The 23,076-nt window shown below is 64.1% G+C and carries 21 protein-coding genes, 1 pseudogene and 1 CRISPR repeat array; of the genes and pseudogenes, 6 read left to right on the forward strand and 16 right to left on the reverse strand.

Translation table 11 applies throughout. From position 1 onward, the window contains the following. Positions 1 to 74 precede the first annotated feature (74 nt). From xylB to DXK50_RS04720, 6 genes are all read right to left on the reverse strand, one after another. Entirely contained in the window at positions 75 to 1,574 is a 1,500-nt protein-coding gene (xylB, locus tag DXK50_RS04695) for a xylulokinase (protein WP_212629494.1), read from the reverse strand. A gap of 3 nt (positions 1,575 to 1,577) precedes the next feature. Then, positions 1,578 to 3,053, reverse strand: a complete 1,476-nt coding sequence (locus tag DXK50_RS04700; protein ID WP_212629495.1) for a mannitol dehydrogenase family protein — start codon at positions 3,051 to 3,053, stop codon at positions 1,578 to 1,580. Positions 3,054 to 3,079: 26 nt separating this feature from the next. After that, positions 3,080 to 4,183, reverse strand: coding sequence for an ABC transporter ATP-binding protein (locus DXK50_RS04705; RefSeq protein WP_212629496.1), 1,104 nt, complete (start codon positions 4,181 to 4,183; stop codon positions 3,080 to 3,082). Positions 4,184 to 4,198: 15 nt separating this feature from the next. After that, a complete protein-coding gene (locus DXK50_RS04710) occupies positions 4,199 to 5,032 on the reverse strand; it encodes a carbohydrate ABC transporter permease (protein ID WP_212629497.1) in 834 nt (277 codons plus the stop codon). 9 nt (positions 5,033 to 5,041) lie between these two features. After that, positions 5,042 to 5,974, reverse strand: coding sequence for a carbohydrate ABC transporter permease (locus DXK50_RS04715; RefSeq protein WP_212629498.1), 933 nt, complete (start codon positions 5,972 to 5,974; stop codon positions 5,042 to 5,044). Positions 5,975 to 6,187: 213 nt separating this feature from the next. Further along, positions 6,188 to 7,498: an ABC transporter substrate-binding protein gene (locus DXK50_RS04720; protein ID WP_212629499.1), complete on the reverse strand. Its 1,311-nt coding sequence runs from the start codon at positions 7,496 to 7,498 to the stop codon at positions 6,188 to 6,190. Here DXK50_RS04720 and DXK50_RS04725 point away from each other — a divergent pair. Next, positions 7,497 to 7,712, forward strand: a complete 216-nt coding sequence (locus DXK50_RS04725; RefSeq protein WP_212629500.1) for a hypothetical protein — start codon at positions 7,497 to 7,499, stop codon at positions 7,710 to 7,712. The two genes, DXK50_RS04720 and DXK50_RS04725, sit on opposite strands and share 2 nt — an antisense overlap. 12 nt (positions 7,713 to 7,724) lie before the next feature. Here DXK50_RS04725 and DXK50_RS04730 read toward each other — a convergent pair whose 3' ends face one another. The 3 genes from DXK50_RS04730 to DXK50_RS04740 all read right to left on the reverse strand — a co-directional run bounded on the left by DXK50_RS04730 (position 7,725) and on the right by DXK50_RS04740 (position 10,814). Continuing rightward, a complete protein-coding gene (locus DXK50_RS04730; protein WP_161866741.1) occupies positions 7,725 to 8,630 on the reverse strand; it encodes an AraC family transcriptional regulator in 906 nt (301 codons plus the stop codon). A gap of 59 nt (positions 8,631 to 8,689) precedes the next feature. Further along, positions 8,690 to 9,751, reverse strand: coding sequence for a PA0069 family radical SAM protein (locus DXK50_RS04735; protein WP_212629501.1), 1,062 nt, complete (start codon positions 9,749 to 9,751; stop codon positions 8,690 to 8,692). Between the two features lie 76 nt (positions 9,752 to 9,827). Next, entirely contained in the window at positions 9,828 to 10,814 is a 987-nt protein-coding gene (locus DXK50_RS04740; RefSeq protein ID WP_161866739.1) for a bile acid:sodium symporter family protein, read from the reverse strand. An 81-nt stretch (positions 10,815 to 10,895) separates the two neighbouring features. Between DXK50_RS04740 and DXK50_RS04745 the strand changes: the two genes are divergently transcribed. Then, positions 10,896 to 11,687 (forward strand): AraC family transcriptional regulator, encoded by a 792-nt coding sequence (locus tag DXK50_RS04745; protein WP_212629502.1) that lies wholly within the window; start codon positions 10,896 to 10,898, stop codon positions 11,685 to 11,687. Between the two features lie 15 nt (positions 11,688 to 11,702). Here DXK50_RS04745 and DXK50_RS04750 read toward each other — a convergent pair whose 3' ends face one another. The 3 genes from DXK50_RS04750 to prlC are packed head-to-tail and all read right to left on the reverse strand — an operon-like array spanning position 11,703 to position 15,149. Beyond that, positions 11,703 to 12,791, reverse strand: a complete 1,089-nt coding sequence (locus DXK50_RS04750; RefSeq protein ID WP_212629503.1) for a DUF3298 domain-containing protein — start codon at positions 12,789 to 12,791, stop codon at positions 11,703 to 11,705. A 25-nt stretch (positions 12,792 to 12,816) separates the two neighbouring features. Then, a complete protein-coding gene (locus tag DXK50_RS04755; protein WP_003241128.1) occupies positions 12,817 to 13,104 on the reverse strand; it encodes a YheV family putative zinc ribbon protein in 288 nt (95 codons plus the stop codon). Continuing rightward, the gene (prlC, locus tag DXK50_RS04760) at positions 13,101 to 15,149 is read right to left on the reverse strand and encodes an oligopeptidase A (protein ID WP_212629504.1); all 2,049 of its coding nucleotides are present in this window, start codon (positions 15,147 to 15,149) and stop codon (positions 13,101 to 13,103) included. The genes DXK50_RS04755 and prlC overlap by 4 nt, the downstream gene beginning before the upstream one ends. A gap of 121 nt (positions 15,150 to 15,270) precedes the next feature. On the opposite strand from prlC, the gene DXK50_RS04765 reads away from it, so the two are divergent. Next, positions 15,271 to 15,813 (forward strand): gamma carbonic anhydrase family protein, encoded by a 543-nt coding sequence (locus tag DXK50_RS04765; protein ID WP_212629505.1) that lies wholly within the window; start codon positions 15,271 to 15,273, stop codon positions 15,811 to 15,813. After that, complete coding sequence (locus tag DXK50_RS04770) at positions 15,810 to 16,310, forward strand: GNAT family N-acetyltransferase (RefSeq protein WP_212629506.1); 501 nt, start codon at positions 15,810 to 15,812, stop codon at positions 16,308 to 16,310. The genes DXK50_RS04765 and DXK50_RS04770 overlap by 4 nt, the downstream gene beginning before the upstream one ends. A 60-nt stretch (positions 16,311 to 16,370) precedes the next feature. Further along, a CRISPR array of direct repeats spans positions 16,371 to 17,059; the repeat unit is 28 nt; unit sequence TTTCTGAGCTGCCTACACGGCAGTGAAG. A gap of 128 nt (positions 17,060 to 17,187) precedes the next feature. Here the strand turns inward: DXK50_RS04770 and cas6f are convergent. The 4 genes and pseudogenes from cas6f to csy1 form a co-directional block, all read right to left on the reverse strand. Next, positions 17,188 to 17,750: pseudogene (gene cas6f / locus DXK50_RS04775) on the reverse strand (type I-F CRISPR-associated endoribonuclease Cas6/Csy4). A 2-nt stretch (positions 17,751 to 17,752) separates the two neighbouring features. Further along, on the reverse strand, positions 17,753 to 18,772 hold the full coding sequence (gene csy3, locus DXK50_RS04780) for a type I-F CRISPR-associated protein Csy3 (protein ID WP_212629507.1): 1,020 nt from the start codon (positions 18,770 to 18,772) through the stop codon (positions 17,753 to 17,755). A gap of 5 nt (positions 18,773 to 18,777) precedes the next feature. Then, positions 18,778 to 19,779 carry a type I-F CRISPR-associated protein Csy2 gene (gene csy2, locus DXK50_RS04785; RefSeq protein WP_212629508.1) on the reverse strand — a complete coding sequence of 334 codons (1,002 nt, stop codon included), beginning with the start codon at positions 19,777 to 19,779 and terminating at the stop codon, positions 18,778 to 18,780. Next, positions 19,772 to 21,133, reverse strand: a complete 1,362-nt coding sequence (gene csy1 / locus DXK50_RS04790; protein WP_212629509.1) for a type I-F CRISPR-associated protein Csy1 — start codon at positions 21,131 to 21,133, stop codon at positions 19,772 to 19,774. Before csy1 ends, csy2 begins: the two co-directional genes overlap by 8 nt. Positions 21,134 to 21,409: 276 nt before the next feature. Here csy1 and DXK50_RS04795 point away from each other — a divergent pair, with 276 nt between their 5' ends. Together DXK50_RS04795 and DXK50_RS04800 are read left to right on the forward strand one after the other, a co-directional pair. Continuing rightward, positions 21,410 to 21,751, forward strand: coding sequence for a helix-turn-helix transcriptional regulator (locus tag DXK50_RS04795; RefSeq protein WP_090435071.1), 342 nt, complete (start codon positions 21,410 to 21,412; stop codon positions 21,749 to 21,751). Beyond that, on the forward strand, positions 21,751 to 23,016 hold the full coding sequence (locus tag DXK50_RS04800) for a type II toxin-antitoxin system HipA family toxin (protein WP_212629510.1): 1,266 nt from the start codon (positions 21,751 to 21,753) through the stop codon (positions 23,014 to 23,016). The genes DXK50_RS04795 and DXK50_RS04800 overlap by 1 nt, the downstream gene beginning before the upstream one ends. The last annotated feature ends 60 nt before the right edge of the window (positions 23,017 to 23,076 follow it).

A 23,076-nucleotide genomic window follows, 5' to 3' on the forward strand; every position in this document is an offset into this window, starting at 1 on the left:
GAAAAAGCTTCGCCCCGGGCGGGGCTCCTACGAAAAGCCGTTTTGCAAAGCGGCTTTCATCGTCAGCGAGGCTCTCACTGCGGGTTGTCCTCTGCGAGCCTGTCGACCTGCTCGCGGTAGCGTTGATAGACCGCCTCGTACTGCGTGGTGCGCGCCGGGTTCGGCTGCGTCTGCGTGCAGGCATCGAGCTGCACGCAGCGCTCGCACAGCGCGGCCAGTTGCGCCCGGCGGTCGCCGCCAGGCGTCAGGCACCAGGCGGCCTGGATGGCGGCGCCCAGCGCGGCGGCTTCGGTGTGCTGCGGGCAGACCAGTGGCGTGCCCATGATATCGGCGATCACCTGGCGCCAGACCGGGCTTTTCGCTGCGCCGCCGATCAGGCGAATGGTTTCGCTCTGCAGGCCGCTGGCGCGCAGCAGGTCGAGGCCGTAGCGCAGGCCGAAGGCAGTGCCCTCGACCACCGCGCGGCACAGGTTGGCGCGGGTCAGGTTGTCGCTGTCCATGCCCAGCAGACTGGCGCGTGCGTGCGGCAGGGCCGGCACGCGCTCGCCGTTGAAGAACGGCAGCAACAGCAGGCCTTCGGCGCCGATGGGCGCCTGCTCGACCAGCTCACCGAAGCTGTGCATATCCAGCTCGAGCAACTGCTGGATCAGCCCGCTTGCACTGGTCAGGTTCATGGTGCAGATCAGTGGCAGCCAGCCGCCGGATGACGAGCAGAAGGTGGCTACCTGCGCGTGCGGGCTGATCATCGGCTGATCGCTGTAGGCGTAGAGCGTGCCGGAGGTGCCCAGGCTCATGGTGATCGCGCCGGGGCGGATATTGCCGGTGCCGATGGCGCCCATCATGTTGTCGCCACCGCCGCCGGCCACCACTGCATCCGGGTTCAGGCCCAGTTGCCGGGCGATCTGCGGGCGGATGCGACCTACCGGCTGATCCGCGTCTATCAGCTCCGGCAGCGCGCGCTGCAGGCGCCCGCTGGGGTCGATGAAGTTCAGCAGCTCGACATCCCAGCTGCGCGTGCGCACATCGAAATAGCCGGTGCCGGAAGCGTCACCGTACTCGCTGCAGGCGCGGCCGGTGAGCCAGTGGTTGAGGTAGTCGTGCGGCAGCAGGACATGCGCGATGCGGGCGAAGACATCGGGGTGCTGCTCCTTGGTCCAGAGCAGCTTGGATACCGTATAGCCCGGGGCGATGGCCACGCCCAGGCGCTGCAACGAGCCAGCTTCGCCGCCGAGATGAGCGAGCAGGCGCTGGTTTTCCGGAGTCGATTCGGTGTCGCACCAGAGCTTGGCCGGGCGCAGCACGAGGCCCTGCTCGTCGAGCAGCACCAGGCCATGCTGCTGGCCGGACACGCCGATGCCGAGAATCCGCTCGCCGCTGATACCCGCAGTCGCCAGCGCCTGTCGGGTCGCCTGCTCGAAAGCCTCCAGCCATTGCTGCGGCTGTTGCTCGCGGCGGCCATTGGCGCCGCTCTGCAGCGTGTGGCTGGCGCTGCCTGCACCGAGCACCTGGCCACTTTCTGCATCCAGCACCAGCGCTTTGGTGCCCTGGGTGCCGCAGTCGATACCGAGGTACATGGCTCAGTCGCCCAGCAGGGTCTGCAGGGTGCGGGTCACGCCGAGCTTGCGCAGGCTGTCGTAACACAGCTCGAAGGCCGCGACGAAGGCTGCCGACTGCGGAATCGCCGCACCGAAGATCGCCTCGACGCCGAGCACGCGCTCGCGCACCTGGCCTTCATCGGCTACCAGGGCCTGACAGAACTCGGCGCGTGGATCGGGGATGCGATAATGCGCGCCGGTCTCGTCGACACCCCTGAGGTACAACGCCCAGGCCGCGACCACCAGCGCCGCGCGCTCCAGCGGACGGCCATCCTCGATCAGGCGGTTGATTGTCGGCACGATGAACTTGGGAAACTTCGATGAACCATCGGAGCAGACCCGCTCCAGCTGATCGGCGATGGCCTGGTTGGAGAAGCGCTCGATCAGGGTGTCCTTGTAGTTGTCCAGGTCGATGCCCGGCACCGGTGCCAATTGCGGCGTCACGTCGAGGTCCATGAAGGTGCGCACGTAGCGGCGCAGCAGCGGGTCGTTCATGGTCTCGTGGACGAAACGATAGCCCTTGAGAAAACCCAGGTAGGTCAACGCCAGGTGGCTGCCGTTGAGCAGCTTGATCTTCATTTCCTCGTAGGGCGTGACGTCGTCGGTGAACTGCACGCCAACCTCTTCCCAGGCCGGACGGCCGCTGACGAACCTGTCCTCCAGCACCCACTGCACGAAGGGCTCGCAGACCACCGGCCAGGCGTCGTCAACGCCGTACTGTTCGGCCAGTTGCTGACGATGGGCGGCGCTGGTCATCGGCGTGATGCGGTCGACCATGGCATTGGGAAAGCTCACGTGGCCGTCGATCCACCTGGCCAGCTCAGGGTCTGCCAGGTGGGCGAAGGCCAGCAGCGCCTTGCGCGTGACGTCGCCGTTGTGCGGCAGGTTATCGCAGGACATCAGGGTGAAGGCCGGAATGCCGGCAGCGCGACGTTTGGCCAGGGCGGCGCAGAGAAAGCCGAAGACGCTCTGCGGCGATTCGGGGTGGCGCAGGTCGTGGGCGATGGCCGGCAGCTCGGCAAGAAATTCGCCAGTGCTGTCGTCGATGCAGTAACCGCCTTCGGTGATGGTCAGCGAGACGATACGAATGGCCGGGTCAGCCAGCTTGTCGATCAGCGCCTGTGGCGACTCCTCGGCCAGCAGCATGTCGCTGATCGCGCCGATCACCCGCACCGGCAGGTTCGGCTCGTCGCCCAGTTCGACCAGGGTGTAGAGGTAATCCTGGCCGGCCAGGGCATCACGCATGGCGCGGTCCTCACTGCGTACGCCGACGCCGCAGATGCCCCAGTCCAGCGCCAGGCCCTGGTTCATCAGGGCGTCGGTATAAACCGCCTGGTGGGCGCGGTGAAAACCGCCGACGCCGATGTGGGCGATGCCGGTGCGGATCATCTCTGCGGTGTAGCTGGGCAGCGCGACGGCGCCGCCGAGCCGGGAAAGCTGCTGGCGATTGAGTTTCATCTGGAACATCCCGTGATGGAGCGGCGTCAGGCGGCCTGCTGCAGTGGTTTGGCGACGGCCTGGCCATCGGCGTTGAAGAGGTGGCAGTGCGCCGTGTCGAAATCCAGCGTCAGGGCGTCGCCATAACGCGGCGCGAAGTCGCCGCGTACGCGCACCGTGAGCATCTCGCCCGAGGTGCAGCGCACATGGCAGAAGGTGTCGCTGCCCAGGCGCTCGCTGACGTCGGCGGTCACCTGCATGCGGCCCGCGCCGGTGCTGACCACGTTGAGGTGTTCCGGGCGTACGCCCAGGGTCACCGTGCTGCCGACGCTGAGACCGGCAGCGGACTGCGGCAGCGTCAGGTGCGTGCCGCATTCCAGCTGCACGTCGCAGCTGCCGGCCTCGACTCTGTTCAGGGTGCCGCGCAGAAAGCCCATCTTCGGCGTGCCGAGAAAGCCGGCGACGAACAGGTTGGCCGGGTGGTGATACAGCTCCAGCGGCGAGCCCACCTGTTCCACGCGGCCACCATTGAGCACCACCACCTTGTCGGCCAGCGTCATGGCTTCGACCTGATCATGGGTCACGTAGATCATGGTCGCCTGCAGCTCCTTGTGCAGCCGCGCCAGCTCCAGGCGCGTCTGCACGCGCAGGGCGGCGTCGAGATTGGACAGCGGCTCGTCGAACAGGAAGATCTTCGGATTGCGCACGATGGCGCGGCCGATGGCCACGCGCTGGCGCTGGCCTCCGGAGAGCTGCCTGGGCTTGCGTTCCAGCAGTGCTTCCAGCTGCAGGATGCGCGCCGCATTGGCGACCTTTTCCTCGATTTCCTGTTTGCCCACGCGGGCCAGGTCGAGGGCGAAGGAGAGGTTCTTGCGCACGGTCATGTGCGGGTACAGGGCGTAGGTCTGGAAGACCATGGCCAGATCGCGCCTGGCCGGGGCGACGTCGGTGATGTCCTTGCCGTCGAGTTCGATATGGCCGCTGCTGACCTCTTCGAGCCCGGCGATCAGCCGTAGCAGGGTGGATTTGCCGCAGCCCGACGGGCCGACGAAGACCACGAACTCGCGGTCGCGGATGTCCAGGTCGATACCCTTGATGATCGCCGTGCCGTCGAAGCCTTTTTTAAGGTTGCGGATCTTCAGATCAGCCATGTCGAAGTTCTCCCGTTATTTCACTGCGCCGAAGGACAGGCCGCGGACAAGTTGCTTCTGGCTGATCCAGCCGAAGATCAGGATGGGCGCGCAGGCCAGGGTCGAGACCGCCGAAAGCTTGGCCCAGAACAGCCCCTCGGGGCTGGAGTAGGAGGCCACCAGCGCGGTCAGCGGGGCGGCGGCGGAGCTGGTCAGGTTGAGCGACCAGAACGCCTCGTTCCAGCACAGGATCAGCGACAGCAGCATGGTCGAGGCCAGGCCGCCGCGGGCGATCGGCAGCAGCACGCGGACGATCTCCTGCCAGGTGGTGGCGCCATCGAGGCGCGCTGCTTCGAGGATGTCCACGGGGATGTCCTTGAAGTAGGTGTAAACCATCCATACCAGGATCGGCAGGTTGATCAGGGTGTAGATGATGATCAGCGCCAGTCGCGAATCGAGCAGGCCGAACTGCTTGGCCAGCAGGTAGATCGGCACCAGTACTCCCACTGGCGGCAGCATCTTGGTCGACAGCATCCACAGCAGCGTGCCCTTGGTGCGTTTGCTCTCGAAGAAGGCCATGGAATAGGCCGCCGGCACCGCCAGGAGCATGCCCAGCAGCGTCGCCGAGGCCGAGATCAGCACCGAGTTCCAGGCGAAGGCGAAGTAGTCGCTGCGCTCGTTGATGTGCAGGTAGTTCTCCAGCGTCGGCATGAAGATGAACTGCGGCGGCGTGGCGAAGGCGTCGATCTCGGTCTTCAGGCTGGTCAGTACCATCCAGAAAATCGGAAAGAAGATCACCGCGGCGATGGCCCAGGACAGCGTGCCGATGACCAGGCTGTGCAGGCGACGGGATTGTTTCAGCGTCAACATGATGCGCTCCTACTGCCGCTCGGTCAGGTTCCTGCCGATCATGCGGATCAGCACGATGGCGGCGATGTTGGCGATGACCACGGCGATCAGCCCGCCGGCCGAGGCCATGCCGACGTCGAACTGCAAGAGCGCCTGGGTGTAGATCAGGTAGGCCAGGTTGGTCGATTCGTAGCCCGGTCCGCCGCTGGTGGTGGTGTAGATCTCGGCGAATACCGAGAGCAGGAAGATGGTCTCGATCATCACCACCACCGCAATCGGCCGCGCCAGGTGCGGCAGGGTCAGGTGCCAGAAGATGGCGATGGGCCCGGCGCCGTCGAGGCGCGCGGCTTCCTTCTGCTCCTGATCCAACGACTGCATGGCGGTCATCAGGATCAGGATGGCGAACGGCAGCCACTGCCAGGACACGATCATGATGATCGACAACAGCGGGTGGTGCGCCAGCCAGTCCACCGGCTGGGCGCCGAAGAACTGCCAGATGGCGGCGAGAATGCCCGACACCGGATGGAAGATCAGGTTCTTCCACAAAAGCGCGCTGACCGTGGGCATGATGAAGAACGGCGAGATCAGCAGCACCCGCACGATGCCGCGGCCGAAGAACTCGCTGGCCTCCAACAGCGCGGAGATCAGCACGCCGAGCACCACGCTGATCAAGAGCACGCTGCCCACCAGCAGCACGGTATTGCCGGCGCCGGAGAGGAAGGCGGCATCGGTGACGAAGTATTCGAAGTTCTCCAGGCCGACGAAATCGTTCTCGCCCGGGTAGAGCAGGTTGTAGCGGATCAGCGAGAAATAAATGGTCATGCCCAGCGGCACGATCATCCAGATCAGCAGCAGAAGCACCGACGGGCTGACCAGAAACCAGCCCGGTGCCAGGCGCCGGGGGTTGCGCCCGCCAGGCGTGCTGACCTGTGCAGCAGGGGTGTCGATGGCCGAGGTGTTCATGGTGCCTCCGAAAGGCAGTGTCGTGGTGACAGACGCGGTTCGTAGTTAGGCCCCTAGCTGGGATACTCTGGCGCCTCTCGCTCAAGATGGCGCCGTAACCCACCATTGGTGCAACGCCGGCTATCGCCTGGTGGGTTACGCGCCGCGCTGTCATCGCGGCGTCTGGGCTGCCATTGGACGCGGCGCTAACCCACCTTACCGGCTACGGCTTCTCTACTTGGGATACCCGGCGCGCTTCATTTCCCGCTCGGTGCTCTGCTGCGCGGCTTGCAGTGCCTGATCTGGTTTCATCTGGCCGGTGAGCGCCGCAGCGAACAGCTTGCCGACGCTGGTGCCGATGGCCTGGAACTCGGGAATGGTCACCAGCTGGATGCCCACGTAGGGCACCGGCTTGGCGCTGGGGCTGGCCGGGTCGGCCTTCTGCAGCGAATCCAGGGTGACCTTGGCGAACGGCGCGGCCTGCATGTAGGCATCGCTGTAGGTCGAGGCGCGGGTGCCTGGCGGCACGTTGGCCACGCCATCACGCTCGGCCACGAGCTCGGCATAGGCCTTGGAGGTCGCCCAGGCGCTGAAGGTCTTGGCCGCTTCCTTGGATTTGGAACTGGTCGGAATCGCCAGCGCCCAGGAGTACAGCCACGACGCACCCTTGTCGGTAACCTGAGTCGGCGCGAAGGTGAAGCCGACCGAATCGGCGACCTTGCTCTGCGATTCATCGGTGACGAACGAGCCGGCCACGCTGGCATCGACCCACTGCGCGCACTTGCCGCTGTTGAACAGCGCCAGGTTCTCGTTGAAGCCATTGCTGGAGGCGCCGGGCGGGCCGTACTTCTTCATGTTGTCGACATAGAAGTTCAGCGCGTTCTGCCATTCGCTGCCGGTGAATTCCGGCTGCCATTGCTCGTTGAACCAGCGCGCGCCGTGCGCGTTGGCCAGGGTGGTGATCAGGGCCATGTTCTCGCCCCAGCCGGCTTTGCCACGCAGGCACAGGCCATAGACGCCCTTGTCCGGCTGGTGCAGCTTGCCGGCGAACTCGGCGAGCTGATCCCAGGTCGGCCGCTCGGGCATGCTCAGGCCGGCCTGCTCGAACAGGTCGGTGCGGTAGTAGGTGATCGAGGCTTCGGCGTAGAAGGGCAGCGCATACAGCGTGCCCTTGGCCGACAGCCCTTCGCGCACCGAGGGGAAAACGTCATCGAGATCATAGTCGGCCGGCAGGTCGGTCATCGGCTCCAGCCAGCCTTTCTCGCCCCACAGTGCCGCTTCGTACATGCCGATGGTGAGCACGTCGAACTGGCCGCCCTGAGTGGCGATGTCGGTGGTCAGGCGCTGGCGCAGCACGTTCTCCTCGAGCACCACCCACTTGAGCGTGATGTCCGGGTTCTGCTGTTCGAAGGTTTTCGCCAGACGCTGCATGCGAATCATGTCGCTGTTGTTGACCGTGGCGATGGTGACGGTCTCGGCGCTCTGGGCGACCGCGGTGAGAGACAGGCAGGAGGCTGCAACGAGGGCTTTGATCGAGTGGTTCATGCTTGTGAACTCCTCTCCCGCGCCGGTGCGGCTACGGAAGAACGTTATTGTTTTTGTTTCGCTCGGGCCGGATTACACCCCCGCAGACTCGCGCGAACAAATCCTTGAGCGCACAGCGATCGATACTTTTTTGCACTTCAATATCGGCTGGAAGACAGCACGAACGCAGATTAAACCGCTTGGCAGAGCGGTCGCTGCGATGCGTGGAGCGTAAGTCGCCGCCGATTCAGTACAGGTTTTGCTCAGTCAGGCGCTGTACTACCAGCTTGCGGTAACCCGTAGGCGTCATGCCCTTGAGCTGCTGGAAGCGGCGATTGAAGTTGGAAATGTTGCTGAAGCCGGATTCGAAGCACACTTCGGTTATCGGCTTGTCGCTTTTGCTTAGCAGTTCGCAGGACTTGCTCACGCGCAGGCGATTGACGAACTCGACGAAGCCGCGGCCGGTCGCCTGTTTGAAGAAGCGCGAGAAGTAGGTGGGCGTCATGCCCAGGTGCTCGGCGACTTCTTCCTGGCTGATGCCCTGGGCGTAGTGCTGAAAGATATAGTCCACCGCGCGGTTGATGCGCTCGACATGCTGTTCATCGCCGAACTCGGAGGAGGTCACGGTCGAGAGCAACTGGTAATCCTCACTACCGGCCAGCAGCTCCATGAGAATGAAGAAGTGGCCCAGGCGGCTGATGCCTCGGCTGTCTGCAATCTTGCCCAGCAACACGGCGGCCTGGCGAATCACCTGCGGATCGCGAAACTCGATGCCGAACTGCGCGCGGGCCAGCATTGGCTGCAGCCCCTTCAGTTCGGCGAATACTGCGGTGCCGCTTTCCAGCACTTCGTCGGTGAAGTTGACCAGCATGTCGCGGGTCTCGACCACTTCGCCGTCCTCGACCTGGCTGATCCAGTTATGCGGCAGGCCGGGGCCAGTGAGGAACAGGGTGTAGGGCGAGAAATTGCCAATGTAGTCGCCGATGAACACCTTGCCCGAGCTGGCGACGATCAGGTGCAGCTCGTATTCCTTGTGGAAGTGCCAGCGTACCAGCGGCGAGGGAAAGCCGTGCTGACGGTAGATCAGCGAATGGCCTTCGTGGTCGTCCATCAGTTCGTAGGACGGGTCGGCTACGCGAGATGTACGGGTCATGGGCTTGTTTGGCGAATGCGGGAGTCCCCTGTTTTAACATATCGAGCGGCGCGGCCAAGTCAGAGCAGGCTCAATTGCGCACCCGGGGGGCAGAACTGCGAACAGTCCAGCGTAAAACTGTCACGACGGTCCAGGCCAAGCTTGCGCCGCGCCAGGCGGAAACGCTGCTGCAGCAGATCGGCGAACTGGCCCTCGCCGCGCATGCGGCTACCGAAGCGGCTGTCGTAGTTCTTGCCGCCACGACTCTGACGAATCAGGCTCATCACGTGCTCGGCGCGCTCGGGAAAATGCACCCGCAGCCACTCTTCGAACAGATCGGCGATCTCCAGCGGTAAACGCAACAGCACGTAACCGGCCGAACGTGCGCCGGCATCGCGCGCGGCTTCGAGCAGTTGCTCGAGTTCCATGTCGTTGATCATCGGAATCATCGGCGCACACATCACGCTCACCGGCACGCCGGCCTCATGCAGCGTGCGCATGGCGCGCAGGCGGGCGGCCGGCGCCGCGGTTCGAGGCTCCATGATGCGTTTCAGCTCGTCGTCCAGGGTGGTCAGGCTGAAGGCCACGCTGACCAGGTTATGGCTGGCCAGTTCGCTGAGCAGGTCGAGGTCGCGCAGAATCAGCGAACCCTTGGTGATGATGTGCAGCGGGTGCCTGTAACGCAGCAGTATCTCCAGCGCCTGGCGCGTCAGGCGCTGTTCGCGTTCGATGGGCTGGTAGGCGTCGGTGTTAATGCCCAGGGCGATGGGCTGCGGTACGTAGCCGGGCTTCTGCAGTTGCTCTTCGAGGCGCTCGGCCAGGTTGGTCTTGGCGATCAGGCGTGTTTCAAAATCGATGCCCGGCGACAGGTCCCAGTAGGCGTGACTCGGTCTGGCGAAGCAGTAGATGCAACCGTGTTCGCAGCCGCGATAGGGGTTCACCGAACGGTCGAAGCCGACGTCCGGGGAGTTGTTGTGGGTTATCGCGGTCTTGGCCTTTTCCCTGCGCACTTCGGTGGCGCGGCTCAGGGGCGTCTCTTCCTGATACCAACCGTCGTCTTCATGCTCCGAGCGTGTCGGCGCGAAGCGGTTGTGCGGATTGCTGGCGGTGCCACGGCCTCGTGGCGGCAGGCTGGCGGACATGCTCGGACTCCATAAGAATACTGTATAAAAATACAGTTATCTGAAGTCCGAGCAAGTCCCTTCCGTCGCGTGAAGATCAAGCCGCCGCGGTCTGCGGTGCCTCCTCGCGCTTGGCGTAACGCTGCGCCAGCACCGCGCAGACCATCAGCTGGATCTGGTGGAACAGCATCAGCGGCAGAATCAGCACGCCGATGGCGCCGCCAGCGAATAGCACCTGCGCCATGGGCACCCCGGTGGCCAGGCTCTTTTTCGAACCGCAGAAAAGAATGGTGATGCGGTCCTCCAGGCTGAAGCCCAGCCATTTGCCCAGCAAATGAGTCAGCACCAGGGCCAGGGCCAGCAATACGCAGCAGGCGAAGGTCACGGCCAGCAGGGTGAGCAGCGGTACCTCCTGCCACAGGCCGCCGATCACCGCGGCGCTGAAGGCGGTGTAAACCACCAGCAGGATCGAGCTCTGGTCCACGTATTTCAGCCAGCTCTTGTTCTTCGTCACCCAGGCGCCGATCCAGCGCTGGGCGATCTGGCCGAGGACGAACGGCAGCAGCAGTTGCAGGCTGATCTTGCCGATGGCGTCGAGGGTCGAGCCGCTGTCGCCCTGCACGCCCATCAGCAGCGCCACCAACAACGGGGTGACGAAGATGCCGAGCAGGCTGGACGCCGCCGCGCTGCAGATGGCTGCCGGAATATTGCCGCGCGCCAGCGAGGTGAAGGCGATGGCCGACTGCACGGTGGCCGGCAGGGCACACAGGTAGAGCATGCCCAGATACAGCTCATTGCCCAGCAACGGCTCCAGCGCGGGCTTGAGCGCCAGGCCGAGCAGCGGGAAGAGTATGAAGGTGCAGGAGAACACCAGCAGGTGCAGGCGCCAGTGTCCGGCGCCGGCGACGATCGCCTGGCGCGACAGCTTGGCGCCATGCAGGAAGAACAGCAGAGCGATGGCCAGGTTGGTGATCCACTCGAAGATCGTTGCGATCTGGCCGCTGGCAGGCAGCAGCGTGGCGGCGAGCACCACGGCGAGCAGAGTCAGGGTGAAGGCATCGGGTAACAGGCGGCGCAGGAACATGGCGAATCTCGGGCTTGCGATACGGAAGGTCGCCACATTATCGTCATCGAGAATTTCCGACTAACGCCAAAGAGCCAGCAAGTGTCGCCAAACAGATATCCAGCAGCCTTCTATCGTAACCTCCCCGAGCTGCCGAGCCTGCCACGGCCGCTGTATGGCCGGGTCGAATCGCTGACCAATCGGGCGCTGACCTTTCGCCATACGCACCCCTGGGTACAGCTGTCCTATGCCATCGCCGGCGTGCTCGAGGTGCAGACCGCCGGCGCGCGCTTCGTCGCTCCACCGCAGCGCGCGGTGTGGGTGCCGGCCGGCGTCGAGCACCGCGTGTTCAGCTCGCCGCGCACCGAAATGCGTAGCCTGTACATCGATGGCGAAGCGGTACCCTGGGGGCCGGGCGCGTGTCGGGTGCTGGCGGTCAGCCCGCTGCTGCGCGAGCTGATCCGTCGCTTTAGCGCTCTGCCGGCCGAATACGACGAACAGGGCGCGCCGGGCCGGCTGGCCGCGGTGTTGCTGGATGAGCTGCAGGCCGCACCGGAAGTGGCGCTGATGTTGCCGCTGCCACAGGATACGCGGCTGCGCGAGGTGTGCCAGGGGCTGGAAGATGCCAACCTGCGTCAGCTTGGCCTGGGGGAATGGGCTGCGCGCCTGGGCGTATCGGAAAAGACCCTGAGCCGGCTGTTCCTGCGCGAAACCGGTCTGAGTTTCCGCGCCTGGCGCCAGCGTCAGCGCCTGCTCGATGCGCTGGCGCCGCTGGAGCAGGGCGAACGCGTCACCGACGTGGCGCTGGCCTGTGGTTACGACTCGCTGTCGGCCTTTATCGCTGCCTTTCGCCAGCAGTTCGGCGTAACCCCGGGGGAGTTCTTTCGCGAGTAGCTGTGCCTTGGCGCTTTACTGCAGCTCCACGGCGAGCGCCTTGCCACCGACCTGTTGCCAGGTGCCGCGCAACGTGCCGTCCGCTCGTAGCTGCAGATCGAAGCGGGCCGGCGTGTCGCCGCCTTCCTGCAGGCGCAGGCGGCCGTCGCGCAAATCTCGACCATCCAGCTCGATACGCGTGGCGTACTTGTCGTAGAAGTAGGCGCTGGACTGCGGGCGGCTGTTCTCGCTGGTGCCTACGATCAGGGTGATGGGGTAGCGACCGTCGATCTTGCCCCAGTACACGCCGCCAGCCTTCAGATCGCCTGGATGCTGGCAGTCACTGCGTCGCTCCAGCAGCAGGCAGCGCCCGTAGGTGCTGAGGTCAGCGTCAAGCTGGGCGTAGGGCACACTGTTGACGAAGTCGCCGAGGTCATCCAGAGCGCGAGCTGCGTGGGGAGCGCAACCGCCGGCGGTCAGCGTCAGTCGTTGTTTGCCGAGTTGCAGGCGGTCGTAGCGAAGGTCGGCAGCGCTGCGACTGGGCAGGCAATGTCGATACATGCCGCGCTGTTCGTCGCTGTATTCGTCGTGGTCGTCAGGGGAGAGCGATACCTGCTCGTCGCCATATCCGCTAGGGACGGGGATGCCGGCCAGATAGTCTTCGATGCGCTTGCTTCGTTCCCTGCCGATGCGTTCGCCCAGGCGCTGCAGACCGGCCGATGTGAAGAGCTGGCTCAGGCCTATGGGGTGGCCGCTGGCCAGATCGAACAGGTAAGTGACATGGCCCATGCTGGTATAGGCCCCGGTGTATTCGCCGCTGATGGTCAGGGACAGAAAACCTGGTTGTTCGGCATCGATCCGGTAATCCAGGCTGTTGGTGCCCCAGATTTCACCTTCCTTCGGCCAGATGCGCTCGAAAGGTGAACGCTCGAAGCGCCCAGGCCGCCCCTCCAGTTCCATGGCGTGCAGGAAAGTGTTGATGCGCCTCACCGCCAGGCTGTCGCCTTGCAGCACGGGGAAGCGATAGGTCGCCCAGTCGCTGCGCTTGGCTTCAAGGTCTTCGAAGCGCAGCTCGGCTGCCACCGGCAAGGCGGCGCTAAGCAGTAAAAGAGAAAGAAAACGCATAGGCCCTCCATGGCCAGAAGTCGAGTTACTCGCTGGGCTTTTTCAGCTTGGGATTGGGGAAGAACTGCACCGCCTGCACATTGGGATCGGCCGCCTTGGGCTTGAGGCCGCTGACGTTGACCCGGGTCGGCAGCTCCTTGGGTACCGAGTTGCCGCGCGCATCGAGGGTGTCGGCATAGCCGCACTTGACGCATTCGCGGTGCGGCACGCCGTCGACGTTCCACATCTTGATGCTGTCGGTTTCGCTACACGCCGGGCACACGGCACCGGCGATAAAGCGTTTCGGGGTGCTGTTCACAGGTGCATCGCTCATGCGGCCTCCTGGCTCAGGCCGAGGTGACGCAACAGGGCATCGATGCTCGGCTCGCGGCCGCGGAAGTCGACGAACAGCACCATCGGTTCCTGCGAGCCGCCACGGGCGAGGATCGCTTCGCGGAAGGCGCGGCCGGTGTCGGCGTTGAACACACCTTCTTCCTCGAACTTGGAGAAGGCATCGGCGCTGAGCACTTCGGCCCACTTGTAGCTGTAGTAACCGGCCGCATAGCCGCCGGCGAAGATGTGCGCAAAGCCGTTGGCGAAACGGTTGTAGGCCGGCGGGCGCAGTACCGAGACCTCATTGCGCACGCCTTCGAGCACGTCCAGCACGCTGCGGCCGTCGCCGTGGCTGGCGTGCAGCTCGAAGTCGAACAGGGAGAACTCCAGCTGACGCACCATCATCAGCCCGGACTGGAAGTTCTTCGCCGCCAGCATCTTGTCCAGCATGGCCTGCGGCAGCGCCTCGCCGGTTTCATAGTGGCCGGAGATCAGCGCCAGGCCTTCGGGCTCCCAGCACCAGTTCTCCATGAACTGGCTGGGCAGCTCGACTGCATCCCAGGCCACGCCGTTGATGCCCGAGGCGCCGGCGTGCTCGACGCGAGTCAGCAGGTGATGCAGGCCATGGCCGAACTCGTGGAACAGGGTGGTGACCTCGTCGTGGGTCAGCAGCGCCGGCTTGCCGCCGACCGGCGGGGTGAAGTTGCACACCAGGTTGGCCACCGGGGCGATCAGCCTGCCCTGGGCATCGCGGCGCTTGTCGCGGGCGCCGTCCATCCAGGCGCCGCCACGCTTGTTGGCGCGGGCGTAGAGGTCGAAGAAGAAGCGCCCGACGTGCTGGCCGTTCTCGCTGATCTCGAACAGGCGCACGTCCGGATGCCAGGTGTCGAAGTCTTTCAGCTCGCGAATCTCGATGCCGTAAAGCTTCTGCACGATGGCGAACAGGCCGCTGAGCACCTTGTCCACCGGGAACCAGGCGCGCACTTCTTCCTGGGAGATGCTGTAGCGCTGCTGGCGCAGCTTCTCGCTGTAGTAGCCGACGTCCCAGCTTTGCAGGTCATTCAGGACCTGTTCGGCGGCGAAGGCTTTCAGTTCGGCCAGGTCCTGCTCGGCGAAGTGCTTGCTGCGCACCGCCAGGTCGCGCAGGAAGCTCAGCACCTGGTCGGTGGATTCGGCCATCTTGCTGGCCAGGCTCAGCTCGCTGTAGTTGGCGAAGCCGAGCAGGCGCGCCAGCTCCTGGCGCAGGTCGAGAATCTCGGCCATCAGCGGGCCGTTGTCGTTCTGCCCGGCATTCGGCCCCTGGTCGGAGGCGCGGGTGCAGTAGGCGGCATACACCTCTTCGCGCAGGGCGCGGTCGTCGGCGTAGGTCATCACCGCGTAGTAGCTGGGGAACTCCAGGGTGATCAGCCAGCCGTCCAGGCCCTTGGCCTCGGCAGCCTGCTTCATCTGCGCCTTGGCCGAATCGGTCAGGCCGCCCAGGCGCGCTTCGTCGGTGACGTGCTTGGTCCAGGCCTGGGTGGCGTCGAGCAGCTGGTTGGAGAACTTGCTGGTCAGCTCGGACAGGCGCATCTGGATCTCGCCATAGCGCTTCTGCTGCTCGGCCGGCAGGTCGATACCGGAGAGGCGGAAATCGCGCAGGGCGTGTTCGAGGATGGTCTTCTGCGCCACGTCGAAATCGGCGGCAGCCGGGCTCTGCGCCAGCGCCTCGTAGGCCTGGAACAGCGGCTTGTTCTGGCCCATTTCGGTCCAGTACTCGGACAGCTTGGGCAGGCAGGCCTCGTAGGCGGCGCGCAGCTCGGGACTGTTGCACACCGAGTTGAGATGGCTCACCGGGCTCCAGGCGCGGCCCAGGCGTGCGCCCAGTTCGTCCAGTGCCAGCACCAGGCCCTCCCAGCTCGGATTGGTCTGCTGCTGTTCAAGCAGCTTGGCGATGGCCGCGCGGCTGTCGGCCAGGATCTGGTCGACGGCGGGCTCGACGTGCTCGGGTTTGATCTGCGAGTAGGGCGGCAGGTCGAAGTCTTGCAGCAGGGGATTGTTCGCGGTCACGACGAGGCACCTGTGGCGAAGGAAGAGAGGCTGCGCCGGGGAAAATCCCAGGGCGATTGCAGTCGATATGGGGGCCATCTTAATTACAATCAAGCTTTCCCGCAGCCCAGGAGCCTCTATCGTGGCGATTCGCAAATACCAGCAACACCTCCCGCAACTGGGCGCGCGCGTCTTCATCGACGCTTCTGCCGTGGTCATCGGCGACGTCGAGCTGGGCGAGGACAGCTCGGTGTGGCCGCTGACCGTGATCCGCGGCGATATGCACCGCATCCGCATCGGCGCGCGCACCAGCGTGCAGGACGGCAGCGTGCTGCACATTACCCACGCCGGCCCGTTCAACCCGGAGGGCTTCCCGCTGATCATCGGCGACGAAGTGACCGTCGGGCACAAGGTCACCCTGCACGGCTGCACCCTGGGCAACCGCATCCTGGTCGGCATGGGCAGCATCGTCATGGACGGCGCGGTGGTCGAGGACGAAGTGATCATCGGCGCGGGTTCTCTGGTGCCGCCGGGCAAGCGCCTGGAAAGCGGCTACCTGTACGTCGGCAGCCCGGTGAAACAGGCACGTGCGCTGACCGACAAGGAGCGCAACTTTTTCAGCTACACGGCCGGCAACTACGTGAAACTCAAGGACCAGCATCTGGCCGAGGGTTACGACCAGTGAGTGGCGAACTGATCATCCGCCCCATCGAGGCCGCCGATTTCGATCAGGTCTGGCCGATCATCCGTGACGTGGTGCAGGCGCAGGAAACCTACGCCTTCGATCCCGACATGGATCGCGACACGGCCTGGAAACTCTGGGTCGAACTGCCGCGCGCCACCTTCGTCGCGGAACAGGACGGGCAGATTCTCGGCACCTACTACATCAAGGCCAATGCCGCCGGCCCTGGCGATCACGTGTGCAACTGCGGCTATATGACCGCCCCGGCTGCACGCGGGCGTGGCGTCGCCGGCCGACTCTGCGCCCATTCGCTGAGCGTGGCGCGCGAGCTGGGTTTCAGCGCCATGCAGTTCAACAGCGTGGTGGCCACCAACACGGTGGCCGTGGCGCTATGGCAGAAGCACGGTTTCGAGATAGTCGGCACCTTGCCCAAGGCCTACCGTCACGCCAGGCATGGGTTGGTGGATTGCTATGTGATGTATCGCGCGCTGGGTGTGTGAGGCTCGGGCTGCCTGCACGGCAGTGAAGGACGCTCGCGCAGGTGGTCGGCGTCGATGTCGTTTCTGAGCTGCCTACACGGCAGTGAAGGGTATACCGGCGGCCAGCCTGATTCGGGGGCTTTTTCTGAGCTGCCTACACGGCAGTGAAGACCTCGTTCACGGCGGATCGTGAGCTGGGCACTTTCTGAGCTGCCTACACGGCAGTGAAGCCTTCGTGCTGTCCGGCTACAACGGCGGCAATTTTCTGAGCTGCCTACACGGCAGTGAAGGTGCGGGTAGACCGGCTGCCGGCCGTGCGCGATTTCTGAGCTGCCTACACGGCAGTGAAGTGCAGTTTCGCCTGCCGAGTGACTACCAGATTTTTCTGAGCTGCCTACACGGCAGTGAAGCACCATGGCGCAGGCCTTCGCTGTTTTGCCTGTTTCTGAGCTGCCTACACGGCAGTGAAGCAGGCGATCCGCTCAAAGCGCTGCATCATGCCTTTCTGAGCTGCCTACACGGCAGTGAAGCTTGGCCTTGCGCGCGGCGTCCACTTCTTCCTTTTCTGAGCTGCCTACACGGCAGTGAAGGAAAACATGCCGCTTTCCCAAGATGACCTGCATTTCTGAGCTGCCTACACGGCAGTGAAGCACGGAGCGCGCGAACAACTTTGCCGATGCAATTTCTGAGCTGCCTACACGGCAGTGAAGTCTATTGTCAACCTTTTTCGGTTGACAACAAATTTCTGAGCTGCCTACACGGCAGTGAAGTAGAGCCCCGGAACCCTAACGTATTGATTGTTAAAGAGCCTTTCTATTTTGTGGTTGAAAACCCTTTTTCGGAGCCGCTTGCAAGTGTTTGATTTTGCAAGGGCTCCGCTTGGGAGTGGGAAAAAGGGTCAGAACCAGGGGATGCTGGCCTGGGCGCTCAGGCCGTAGGCGCCGAAGGTGCCGGGGGTGGGATTGTCGAGCAGCGGACCGTGGCGGATAAACAGGCGGAAGCTGTGACCGCTGCCGTTGCTGCGCAAGGTGACATAGGGCAGGTTGCAGCTTTGCTGGCGCTGTCGGGGATGCGCTGGCGCGCCTCTTGCTCGCTGATGCCGTGACGCTTGATCAGGCGGCGGCGGGCGCGCTCCGGGTTGCTGTCCACCTGCACGCGGCTGACGCAGCTCCAGCGCACCTGCGCGGGAATCGGCGTCAGTTCGCCCAGATGCAGGTGGTCGCGCATGCCGCTCAGCCAGTTCAGCGCCAACAACCGGTCTAGTGCCTCGGCGCTGCCATGCAGGCGCAGGAGGCTGCCGAGGCCGTGGCTGGCGCGTTCCACATCCGGGAAGCTGATGCCCACATCGCCACGGCGCAGGTCATGCAGGCCGCGGTGCAGCTTGGCCAGCAGCGCGCTCATCAACTGCGTGGCCGGGAACTCCGGGTCGGGTAGCAGTTTGAGGTCGAGGTAGTGGTCCATGGTTAGCCCGCCTCACCGAAGACGCCACCGCGAATCAGGGTGGCCATGACGAAGTGCTGGTCACCGATGCTGGGCACTTTGTCCTTGAGCAGCCAGTTGTCCAGCAGGTTGTAGAAGTCCGCCTTGGCCTTGGGTTGACGATAGGCGCGGCCTTCGGTGGTTACAGAGCCGTAGGGTTCGACGGCGATGGGGCCGAGCTCGCCAGCGTCCGGATACCAGGTGTCAATGGTGCGCAGGGCATTGCCGAGCTTTTGCGAATGCATCCCGGCGATGCCGTCGACGCTGTACAGGGTCTTGCTCTTGTCGCCCTTGCCCCGGTCGAGGATCAGTTCCTGCGAAGGGAAGACTTCCTGGCCTGCCCCCATGCGTACATAGGCGGTAATGCCCAGCAGCAGGTGACGTTCGCCACTCAGGCCGGCCGCGATCAGGCTGGTCAGTTCGTCCAGCGACGCTGCCGCCGGGCCGCTGGCGTCGAAGTTGCGTAGGGACAGGCCCAGCGCATCGAAGCTCCACTGCTTGGCCGCTTTGCCATCGACCAAGTGGGCAATCTGTACCTCTACCTGTTCAGCACCGATACGGTTACGCCACAGGAAGCGACCATTGGCCAGGTTGTGTGCGTAGCGACGTGCCAGTTCAGCGAAGCTGTGGCTGGCGACATAACCCTGCACGGTGTCCAGCAATTTCTGTCGGTAATCGGCATCGTTGCAGGCCGAGGGGGTGCCGGCGCCGCCGAGCACACGCAGGGTGAAGCTGACGCGCAGCGTGTCGGCGTCATGCGGCAGGGCCGCGACGTCGACGGTCTGCAGGTTGGGGTTTTCGATGGCCGCGTCGAGCTTGGCCGGATCCTGATCCTTGGCCTTGAGGCGATTGGAGATGGTGCCGCGCACGGATTTTTCCCGCACGGCGAGCGGCTGCCAGTTGTCGCGCGTCTGCCAGTCACCGGCATGAAACAGCGCATCGGAAGGGTCGAGCTTGCGCTCGAAGGCCAGGACGGAAGCAGTTTTCAGAGGGGCGGTGGTCATGATGGTCACTCCATGTCATCAGTGCAGAGGTTTTGGCTGTAAAGGTTGTGGCAGCGGTACAGGCCGGCCTCGGGGTCGGCGCTGGCGTACCAGAGCAGGTCATCGACATCGCGCAGCCGGTGCGGGCTGAGCCATTGGCCGATGGAGTAGAGACTTTCAACGAAACGCAGCGGGGTTTGCCCGTCCCGCGCGTTGGCCACGCTGCCGGCGGCTTGCAGTGGGCCGAGGGCGCCGTAACCGACCGGGATCGGCACCAGCCAGCCATTGGGCACTACGCGCTGGGCGCGCCACTCGACTTTGGCAGGCTGGCTTTCGCTGGCCGGGCGGGCTTCCTGGGCGCGCAGGTTCAGGCGTGAAAGGTCGAGCCAGGCATCGAGCAGATCGGCGTTGGCGTTCTCGCCACGTAGTTGCTGCAGGTGGTTTTGCAGCAGGTCGTCGCGACTGACCAGGGCAAAGCCCGGTAGCCAGCGGCGGCGCAACCGACGGAACTGGGCACTGCGTTCCTCGCCCTGGGCCAGGGGCTGCAGCATCGGCTTGTGCTGCGGGTCGAGGAATACACTGCCCCCGGCGATACGCATGCCGCCCAGCAGGTCGGCGATGTCGCGGGCAATCTGCTGGCGCTGTTGCCAGTCGCCCTGTACCGGGTTGGGCTGGCCGTCTTCGCTATAGCCGCTGACGCCGAAGATCAGGGTGATATCCAGGTGGATGCGCCCCTCTTCGACAATGGCGGCGGTTTCACCGCGCTCGTTGACCGGGTTGCGGGTCAGGCGGAAGGCGCGTTGATAGCCCCCAGTGACCTGCGCCTCGTGGCTGTGGCAGACCACGCCGACGCTGTCGAACATCAGGGCGAAGCGGCCATCGAGCTTGCGTTCCAATGCTTGCATCAGGCCAATGAACGCGCTGATGGCGGGGAAGCCCCAGGTCAGCGGGCTGGAGATGGCGTTGGCGTTCTGCACCCGCAGATGGGGGACGATCAGCAGGCCGTTTGAGGAGGGAAGTTCACTCATGTTCGGCCTCCAGGTCGCGTTGCTCGCGCTCGAATTGTTCGACCCAGGCCCGGTTCAGCCAGTCGAGGTCGAGCCACAGGGCATTGCCGCCGGCCTTTTTGACCCAGTAGCTGTTCTCCACATCGCCGACCGATAGCTTGCTGACCAGCCGTGCATTGAGCCAGTTGGCGAAGCGTTCGCGAATTTCCGTGAGCCACTCCATGCGTCGCCATTCGCTGGCGAAGATGGCGTCGTGCTCGGCGCGGCGGAAATCCAGCCACAGCTGCTCGGCGCGGTTGAGGTTGCACTCGGGCTTGGCCGACCAGCCGGGCTCGAAGGCCCAGAGCTCGGCGGCGTACAGCAGCAATTCGTCGATCAGCTCGGTGAGCAGTTCATCGCGGCTGTTGCGGGTATGCACATTGGGTGGCGGGCCGCTGAGCAGGAAGTCGCGCAGGTTGCGCGCCAGCTCGGCCACCGCCGGGCGCTGGCCGAAAGCGGGGAAGATCGAACCGTCACGGGTGCGGATCGGCAGGCGTACGTCGCGCTGCTGCCAACTGGGCGGCAGGGAGGCGAGCAGGTAGTTGTCGCCACGGCGTTCGCTGTTGAGCTGGGAGATGTTCTGCGGTTTGGTGCCACCGAGCTTCTGCACGGCCAGGTCGGGGTATTCGTGGATCACGCCAGGGTGAAACTGCTTGTCGCGGCGTGCCTGGCGCGCTTCCTTGGCCGGCTCGCCGAAGCGGTCGGCCTGGATCTCCTGATACACCCGATGCGCCAGCGAGCTGGCATATAGCGGGGCGAGTAGATGGTATTGCTCATCGTCGCGCGGATCTTCGCCAACCAGCCAGTACAACTGCTTGCCGTGGGTGTGGGAGGCCAGGCCGTCGCGGGCGCGGGTGATGCCGGTAAAGGCGGTGGCCAGGATCTGCGCTTGCTCGCCATCCTCATGCAGCGCGGCGATGGCGTCGGCATCTTCTGCCAGCAGCAGGTCGAGCAGCGTCTGGCCGTCGTGCTGCAGCTTGAGCAGCTTGTAGACATCCAGCGCGGCGGCATTGCCCACCACATCGCCGGCAAAGTCGTCGCCCAGGCAATGGCTGCCGACCAGCGCATGCTGCGGCAAGCTGTTCGGCAGGCAGTAGAGGTTGGTGCCCTTGGCATCCGGATGAATGGCCTTGAGCGTATGGGTCACCGCCTGGATCTGCCCGGCGCGGCGGGCGGCATCTGCCAGCCAGGCTGCCGGCTGGTATTGCTCGAGCAGGGTGGTGCGCTTGGGGTCATCATTGGCCAGACCTTCGAGCTTGGTGGCCAGGCGTTCGGCGATAAAACCTTGGATGAGATTGCGGATTTTGCTTTGTCGGTGTGGGGACGGGTTGTGCATAGCAGCGTGTCCTTATGCTGGGAGGCAATACGAAACGTAGCATTGTTTTGCCAGTATTTTTGATTGCCCATCTGAATCAGAAGAATTGAGCCATTTATGCTGCATCCTCTTTGAAAAGAATCATATACACTGCAAATAAGTGCTTGTGAATCTTAAAAGCTTCATTTAATAATGAAGTAAATATGCTTCGATTGGATTTATTTGCAGCATAAAAAGCTCTCTCTATTCAATAGAGCCTTATGTGCTGCACTCTGGATAGAGCGAGTGAGGAGGCCCATGCGCAGCACAGTGCTGACCCAGATCAAACGCCGACGCCTGCAACTCGGCCTGAAAGGCACGGATATGCCGTTGCGGGTGGGGCTCAATCGCCAGCAGTACGGCAAGATCGAGAAAGACGGTAACCCCAGCCTGGCTACCCTGGACAAGATCGCCGAAGGCCTGGATGCCACTCTGATGCTGATCCCCAAGGAGCTGGCACGTCAGGTCGAGCAACTGCTGGAGGCCGGCCCCGCCAAGGCACAACAGAACTACGCCATGGACCGCTCGCCATCGTCTGCGCCTGGCGCGGGCGTCAAGGAAACCATCGAAGACCCCTGGCAAGAGCTGGGTGACGACTGATGGCCGGCGAGCAGGTTTCGGCACTCAGGCTGACGTTGCATGGGCAGTTGGTGGGTTACGTGGCCGGCTATGCACATAACCGCACGGTGTTGTCGCTGGCGCCGTCGTTTGTTGAGGATGCCAACCGTCCCGCGCTGACCCTGTCACTGGCCAACCCGGCCACCTTCGCGGCCCGTGCGGGCAAGAGTTTCCCGGTGGCGACCAATATGCAGTTGCACCCGCTGCTGAGCAACCTGCTGCCCGAAGGCGCGCTGCGCCAACTGCTGGCCCAGCGCTTGAAGGTCCACGAGCACAACGAGTTCCCGCTGTTGGTACACCTGGGCGGCGACCTGCCCGGTGCGCTAATCGCCGAGCCGGTTGCTGCCGAGGCTATCCCGGATGCGGCCTTCGGTGATCGTGGGCGGCTCGACCGAGTGGCGGTGGATACCGTGGACCGGGTGGCGCATTTTTCCCTGGCGGGGGTGCAGATGAAGTTTTCCATGCACCAGCGCGATGGCCGTTACCAATTGGGGGATGCGGCGGCGCCCGGTGACTGGATCATCAAGACGCCCTCCACGGTGCATGATCATGTACCGCTCAACGAATACACCTGCATGCACCTTGCGGCGCTGGCCGGCGTGGATATACCGGAAATCCGTCTGGTAGAACTCGACAAGCTCGAGCGTCTGCCGCAGATCAAGCTGCCGGATGAAGGTTATGCCTATGGCATCCGCCGTTTCGATCGGGCCGAGGGCAAGCGCGTGCATGCCGAGGACTTCGCCCAGGTGCTGTTCGCCTATGCGGCGGACAAGTACCAGAAGGCCAGTTACGAACAGATCGCCCGACTGATCTATCAGAATACCTACAGCGGACAGCGCGACGTGGTGCAGATGGCTGTGCGCTTGCTGGTCAACATCCTGCTGGGCAACGGCGACGCGCATCTGAAGAACTGGAGCGTTCTCTATCCCGATGGCGTGAACCCGGTGCTGTCGCCGGCCTACGACATCCTCTTCACCAAGGCCTATATCCCTGCCGAGCAGCACTACGCGCTGAACATGGCGCAGACCAAGCAGTGGTACGAGGTATCGCTCGAGCACTTCCGGCGCTGGGCCAAGCGCGCGGACCTGCCGGAGTCGCCGATTCTCTACAACCTCAAGGCGGCCCTCGATAAGGCTCGCGCGCTATGGCCGGCAGCCCTGCGCGACAGCCCTATGCACGAAGCGCACAAGGCTGTGCTGCGCGAGCACTGGCGGGCGCTGCATGGGGATTTTCGGATTGATAGTTAGCTACTGACATCACGGGTTCCTACCCAACGGAGTCGCGGCTAAAGCCCCTCCCACAGGTCT

Origin of the sequence: Pseudomonas sp. KB-10 (genome assembly GCF_018221585.1) — a bacterium.
Taxonomy (GTDB): Bacteria; Pseudomonadota; Gammaproteobacteria; order Pseudomonadales; family Pseudomonadaceae; genus Aquipseudomonas; species Aquipseudomonas yangonensis.